The sequence below is a fragment of the Mycobacterium sp. TH-M103 genome (assembly GCF_057473785.1).
Genome location: NZ_JBYCLG010000276.1, coordinates 25,580 through 31,629, shown reverse-complemented (window position 1 = coordinate 31,629; position 6,050 = coordinate 25,580). Strand labels below are relative to the sequence as shown.

Here is a 6,050-nt window from a genome sequence, read left to right as displayed (position 1 = left end):
GTTCCTGGACGGGTTGGCCGCGCACCGGCGGGCCCGTGGCCTGCCGGCGATCTCGCTGGGCTGGGGCCTGTGGGAGCAGGCCAGCGCCATGACCGGGCGACTGGCGACCGTCGACTTCGCCCGCTTCGCCCGCGACGGCGTGGTGGCCATGTCGTCGGAAGAAGCGTTGGAGTTGTTCGACACCGCGCTCATCCTCGACGAGCCGTTCGTGTTGCCGGCACACATCGACCTCGCGGCACTGCGGACCAAGTTCGACGGGGGCACTCTGCCGCCGATGTTCGTCGACTTGATCAACGCGCCCACCCGGCGCCAGGTCGACGACTCGCTGGCCGCCGCGAAGTCGAAATCGGCCCTGCTGCAACGACTCGAAGGCCTACCCGAGGACGAGCAACACGCGGTGCTGTTGGACCTGGTGCGTTCGAGCATCGCTGCCGTGCTGGGCAGCGCCAGCCCCGAGGCGATCCATCCCGACCAGGCGTTCCAGGAATTGGGCTTCGACTCGCTGACCGCGGTCGAGATGCGCAACCGGCTCAAGACCGCTACCGGACTGGCGCTGTCGCCGACGCTGATCTTCGACTACCCCAACTCCGCCGCGCTGGCCGGTTATATGCACCGCGAACTCGTTGGAACGTCCGGGGAAACCGCGCCGGCCGCGACGCCCGGAGAAGACGAAATCCGGCGGGTGGTGGCGTCGATCCCGGTCAAGCGTCTGCGCCAGGCGGGGGTTCTGGAGCTGTTGCTGGCGTTGGCCGATGAGTCCAACGGCAGTGAAGTCGGGGTCGGGGGCCGGCCCACGACGGCGACGACCACGGCAAAGAGCATCGCGGACATGGATCTCGACGACCTGGTCAACGCCGCATTGCTGGACAACGATGACTAGCCGGGGCAGTCGGTGAGAGTCTCGATCACGGGGGCGAGCGGGGTCCTGGGACGTGGGCTGGCCGCCCGGTTGCTCAGCCAGGGGCACGACGTCGTCGGGCTGGCGCGGCATCGGCCCGAAAGCTGGCCCAGCACCGCCGAGTTCATCGTGGGCGACATCCGGGACGCGGTCGCGGTCAAACTGTGCGTCGACGGGGCCGACGTCGTCGCGCATTGCGCGTGGGCGAAAACCCCCGGACCCGAGCAGCGCATCAGCGACCAGGTGAACCTCGGCGGCGCGGTCAACGTCCTCGAAGCGATGGCGCACACCGGTGCTCGGCGCATCGTTTTTCCGTCGTCGGCGCACGTCTACGGGATGGGCGGAGCCGCGCACACAGAGCGCGACACGACGGCGCCGGCCCTCCCCGGCGGCGTGCAGCAAGCCTGGGTCGAGGAGATGCTGGCGGCCTCCGACGTCGAATCCGTCACGATCCGTTGCGCGCTCGTCGTCGGTCGCGGCGTCGACAACTGGGTGCGCCGGCTGTTCTCGCTACCGCTGCTGCCCGAGAGCTCCGCCGATGCGCCGGTACAGGTTGTCCATCTCGACGACGCGCTGCGGGTCTTGACCCGCGCCCTGCTGGACACCGGGATCACCGGCGGCCCGGTCAATCTCGCCGCGCCGGGCGTCCCGACGTTTCGGCAGCTCGCCGCCGCGGCCGGCCGGCCGATAGTCCCGCTGGGCGGTCCGCTCGTGGCGCCGCTGCGGCGGCGGCTGACCTCGCTGTGCGAGCTGGAAATGCTGCAACGCGCCGCGCTGATGGACACCTCGCGGCTGCGCGAGGAGTGGGGATTCGAACCGGCATGGAACGCCGACGAATGCGTCGAGGATCTCGCGATGGGACTGCGCGGCCGTTTGACGGTGGGCCGGCGGGTGGTCTCGCTGCCGTGGCGGCTGGCCACCATCGACGACCCGCCCGCCGCCGACGTGCCCGCCGACGACGGGGTGGTGCCCGTACCGGCCGGCCCGGACGGGCTCAACGGCGAGTTCGACACCTTGATCGACCCTCGTTTCCCGACCTTCCTGGCCACGAACCTGTCCGAGGCGCTGCCCGGGCCGTTTTCGCCGTCATCGGCGTCGGTCACCGTTCGCGGTCTGCGCACCGCCGGCGTCGGGGTCGCCGAGCGGCTGCGGCCAGGGGGGATCGTTCAGCGCGAAATCGCGATGCGCATGGTCGCGGTGTTCGCCCACCGCCTCTACGGGGCGATCACAACGGCGCATTTCATGGCGGAGACGGTGCCGTTCGTCAAGCCCGCGACGGTGGTCAGCAAGAGCGGGTTCTTCGGCCCCAGCATGGCGTCCCTGCCGATCTTCGGTGCGGAGCGCCCCTCGCCGGAAACGCGTTGGGGACGCAAACAACTGCGCACCGTCCGCAATATTGGGGTATTCGCCGTCAACCAAGTCGGCCTGAGCGCCGGCTCGACGCTGGACACCCGGGCCTTCGTCGCGGACGTCGACCGATTGGAACGTCTCGCGGGTGGTGACCTCACCCGTCTCGACGACGCCCGGCTCCTCAGCCTGATCGCGTTGGCGCGCGATCACGTCGTGCACAGCTGGGTGCTGGCCTCGGGGTCGTTCATGTTGTGTGCCGCCTACAACGTGCTGTTGCGCGGCCTGTGCGGGCGAGACACCGCCCCGCCGGCCGGTCCGGAGTTGGTCAGCGCGCGGTCGGTGGAGGCGGTGCAGCGGCTTGTGGTTGCGGCACAACACAACCCGGATGTGGTACGCCTACTGGCCGAACCGGGGGAACGCCTCGGCAAGCTGGCCGTGGAGGTTCCGGAATTCCACGCCGCGGTGCTGGCCGAGCTGGATCTGATCGGGCACCGCGGCCCCGCCGAACTCGAGATGCTCTCGACCAGCTACGCCGACGATCCGGAATTGCTGGTGCGGATGGTGACCCGGGCGATCGGTGCGCCGCCGGCGCCGGTTCCGCAGCATCCGCGAATCCCGTTGCAAGCCAAACCCGTGGCGTCGCTTTTTGTGCGGCAGCTGCGCGATCGTGAGGTGCGCCGGGACAAGATGGTGCGCGCCAACTGGGTGCTGCGCGGATTGTTGCGGGAATACGGGCGCCGGCTGACCGATACCGGCGTTTTCGGAGCCTGCGATGACGTGTTCTACCTGTTGGTCGACGAACTCGACGCGCTTCCGGCGGACGTGGCGGGGCTGGTGGCGCGCCGCCGGGCCGAACGGCTCAGGCTGGCCGGTGTCGTCCCGCCGGCGGTCTTCAGCGGAAGCTGGCAACCCGCGATCGACTCGAGGGTGGCGTTGGGCAGCGGGGGAACCCTGCGCGGCGTCGGCGTGTGCGGCGGACGGGTACGCGGCCGCGTGCGCGTCGTGCGACCCGAGACGATCGACGACCTGCAACCCGGCGAGATCCTCGTCGCCGAGGTCACCGACGTCGGTTACACGGCGGCCTTCTGTTACGCCGCGGCGGTGGTCACCGAGTTGGGCGGCCCGATGTCGCACGCGGCGGTGGTGGCCCGCGAGTTCGGCTTCCCGTGTGTGGTCGACGTCCAGGGCGCCACCCGGTTGTTGCCGTCCGGCGCCCTCGTCGAGGTCGACGGCGCCACGGGCGAAATTCAGGTGCTCGAACCGGGTCCCGACGGCGATCCGCCGGTTCGGGAGAACAACTCTTAGCGACAGAAAAGGACTTAACCGCTCCGCCGGTGCAGCGCGGACGGCCACGGTACTCTCATGCCCGTGCTTGGGACCCCTTTTCCGGTTTTGCTACGTAAACGTGCCGCTCTGCAGCCCGACGACGTGGCATATACGTTTGTCGACTACGAGCGGGACTGGGCCGGCGTCGCCGAAAGTGTGACCTGGCCGCAGCTGTATCGGCGGGTGCGAAACGTCGCGCGCGAACTCAGGCTTTGTGCCTCACCCGGGGACCGTGCCGTGATATCGGCGCCCCAGGGGCTCGACTACATCGTGGCCTTCCTGGGTGCTTTGGAGGCCGGGGTCATCGCGGTTCCGCTTTCGGTGCCGCTGGGCGGGGTCGCCGATGAGCGGGTGGATTCGGTGCTGCGCGATGCGTCGGCGATCGCCGTGCTCACCACATCCGCCGTCGTCGGCGACGTCGCCCGGCATGTCACAAACCGGCCCGGGGAAAAGGCGCCCTCGCTCATCGAGGTCGATTTGCTCGACCTGGACGCACCGGCCCGATTCGATACCGGGGAAAGCAGCTACCAAAGCATGGCGTATTTGCAATACACGTCCGGGTCGACCCGCCGGCCGGCGGGCGTAATGGTTTCCTATGCGAACCTTCAGGTCAATTACAAGCTGACGATGGCCGGCTTTTTTTCGCAAAACGGAGGCATCGAACCGCCCGACCACACGATTGTGTCGTGGACGCCCTTCTATCACGACCTGGGTTTGATCATGGGTGTTTGCACACCGGTGCTCGCGGGGTGCCGTGCGGTGCTCACCAGCCCCGCGGCTTTTCTGGAACGCCCGGCCCGGTGGATGCAGCTGCTGTCGTCCTATCCCAGCGCATCGACGGGGGCGCCCAACTTCGCTTTCGACCTGGCGACCCGTAAGACGACGGACGACGACATGGCCGGGCGTGACCTGGGCAACGTGGCGGTCATCATCAGTGGCGCCGAACGGGTACGCCCCGAAACGCTCCAGCGCTTCACGCAGCGGTTTGCCCGCTTCAACCTGCGCGACACCGTGTTGCGGCCCACCTACGGGCTCGCCGAAGCGACGTTGTACGTGGCGACCAGCACGGAGGGTGAACCCCCGAAGATCGTCGACTTCGAGCCCGAGAAGCTTGCCGCCGGCCAGGCGCAACGGTGCGCGAGCGGGACCGGGACGGCGCTGGTCGGTTACCCCGCGCTGCAAGGGCCCACCGTGCGGATCGTCGATCCCGAGACCCACACCGAGTGTCCGGACGGCACGACCGGCGAGATCTGGGTGCACGGGGGCAACGTCAGCGCGGGCTACTGGAACAAGCCCGACGAAACTGTGCGCACCTTCGGCGCCGTGCTGGTCGAGCCGTCGGCCGGCACACCCGAGGGGCCTTGGCTGAGGACCGGGGACCTGGGCTTCGTCTGCGATGGAGCGCTGTTCATCGTCGGGCGCATCAAGGACCTGCTGATCATCTACGGGCGTAACCACGCTCCCGACGACATCGAGGCGACGATCCAGGAGATCACCCGGGGCCGGGTGGCGGCGATCGCCGTTCCGGATGACGGCATGGAGCAGCTCGTCGTCGTCGCGGAGGTCAAGAAGCGCAGCGATTCCGACGAGGATGCGACGCACGAGTTCGCCCGCGTCAAGCGCGAGGTCGTCGCGGCGGTCTCGACCTCACACAACCTGCGGGTCGTGGATCTGGTCATGGTGGCACCCGGTTCGATTCCGATCACCACCAGCGGCAAGATCAGACGGTCGGCGTGCGTGGAGCTATACCGGCGGAACGAGTTCGTCCGCGTGAACTCGGACTAGAGCGGCCAGCTGTTCGGCCCGGACGCATAACGGAAAGCGGGCGCCGGGGGGAGCGGCCGGCGCTCGTCGAGGGATAGCGCGTCGAGGACGAGGGCGACGTAGCGGCGCCAGCCACCGCCGGCGGAATCCATCGTCGACAGCACGCTGTAGAGCATCGCGACCAGCCGGGGCAGATCGTCGGCCACCAGATCGTCGCGAACACGGCCGCACCGCTGGCCCCGGCGGACAAGGTCGTTGAGGGCGTCGTTGAGCGCGACCGAGATGTCGGGGGTCAGCGATCCGGTCCGGTGTGCGGCGGTCAGGAGGTTGTGTTCGCGCGCGCCGAGGGAGATCGCCGCCTCGATCAGCTGGGCGAGGCCTTGTAGTGGGTCGTCGGCTCGGCGGGCCTCCTCGATCACCGGCGTGAGGTCCTCGGCGATGCCCTGATCCAGGGCGGCGCGGACCAGGGCGGCTTTGGTCGGGAACCTCCGGTAGAGGGTCCGTTCCCCCACGCCCGCGCGGCGGGCGACGGTCTCGAGGGGAGTGTCAGGGCCCAACTCGCTGTACACCGCGCGTGCGCTGCGCAGAATGCGCGCAACGTTGCGCGCCGCGTCGGACCGGAGCGGCCGATCTTCAACCGCCGTCATCGTCTCAGGGTAACTGACAGTTGACGGTCGGTTGGCCGGGTTCTACGCTCGATCGAATTGGCAGC

Annotated in this window: 4 protein-coding genes; 3 read left to right on the top strand and 1 reads right to left on the bottom strand. The window is 68.9% G+C overall.

The window, feature by feature from the left end; genetic code table 11:
• The 3 genes from AC2VOR_RS15630 to AC2VOR_RS15620 all read left to right on the top strand — a co-directional run.
• The coding region (locus tag AC2VOR_RS15630) for an acyl carrier protein (RefSeq protein ID WP_486964082.1) at window positions 1-880 on the top strand (880 nt) is incomplete at its 5' end.
• A gap of 12 nt (window positions 881-892) precedes the next feature.
• Window positions 893-3,553 (top strand): sugar epimerase family protein, encoded by a 2,661-nt coding sequence (locus AC2VOR_RS15625; protein WP_369738760.1) that lies wholly within the window; start codon window positions 893-895, stop codon window positions 3,551-3,553.
• Window positions 3,554-3,610: 57 nt separating this feature from the next.
• On the top strand, window positions 3,611-5,359 hold the full coding sequence (locus AC2VOR_RS15620; protein ID WP_369738759.1) for an AMP-binding protein: 1,749 nt from the start codon (window positions 3,611-3,613) through the stop codon (window positions 5,357-5,359).
• Here AC2VOR_RS15620 and AC2VOR_RS15615 read toward each other — a convergent pair.
• Window positions 5,356-5,985: a TetR/AcrR family transcriptional regulator gene (locus AC2VOR_RS15615; protein ID WP_369738758.1), complete on the bottom strand. Its 630-nt coding sequence runs from the start codon at window positions 5,983-5,985 to the stop codon at window positions 5,356-5,358. The genes AC2VOR_RS15620 and AC2VOR_RS15615 overlap by 4 nt on opposite strands.
• Window positions 5,986-6,050 lie beyond the last annotated feature (65 nt).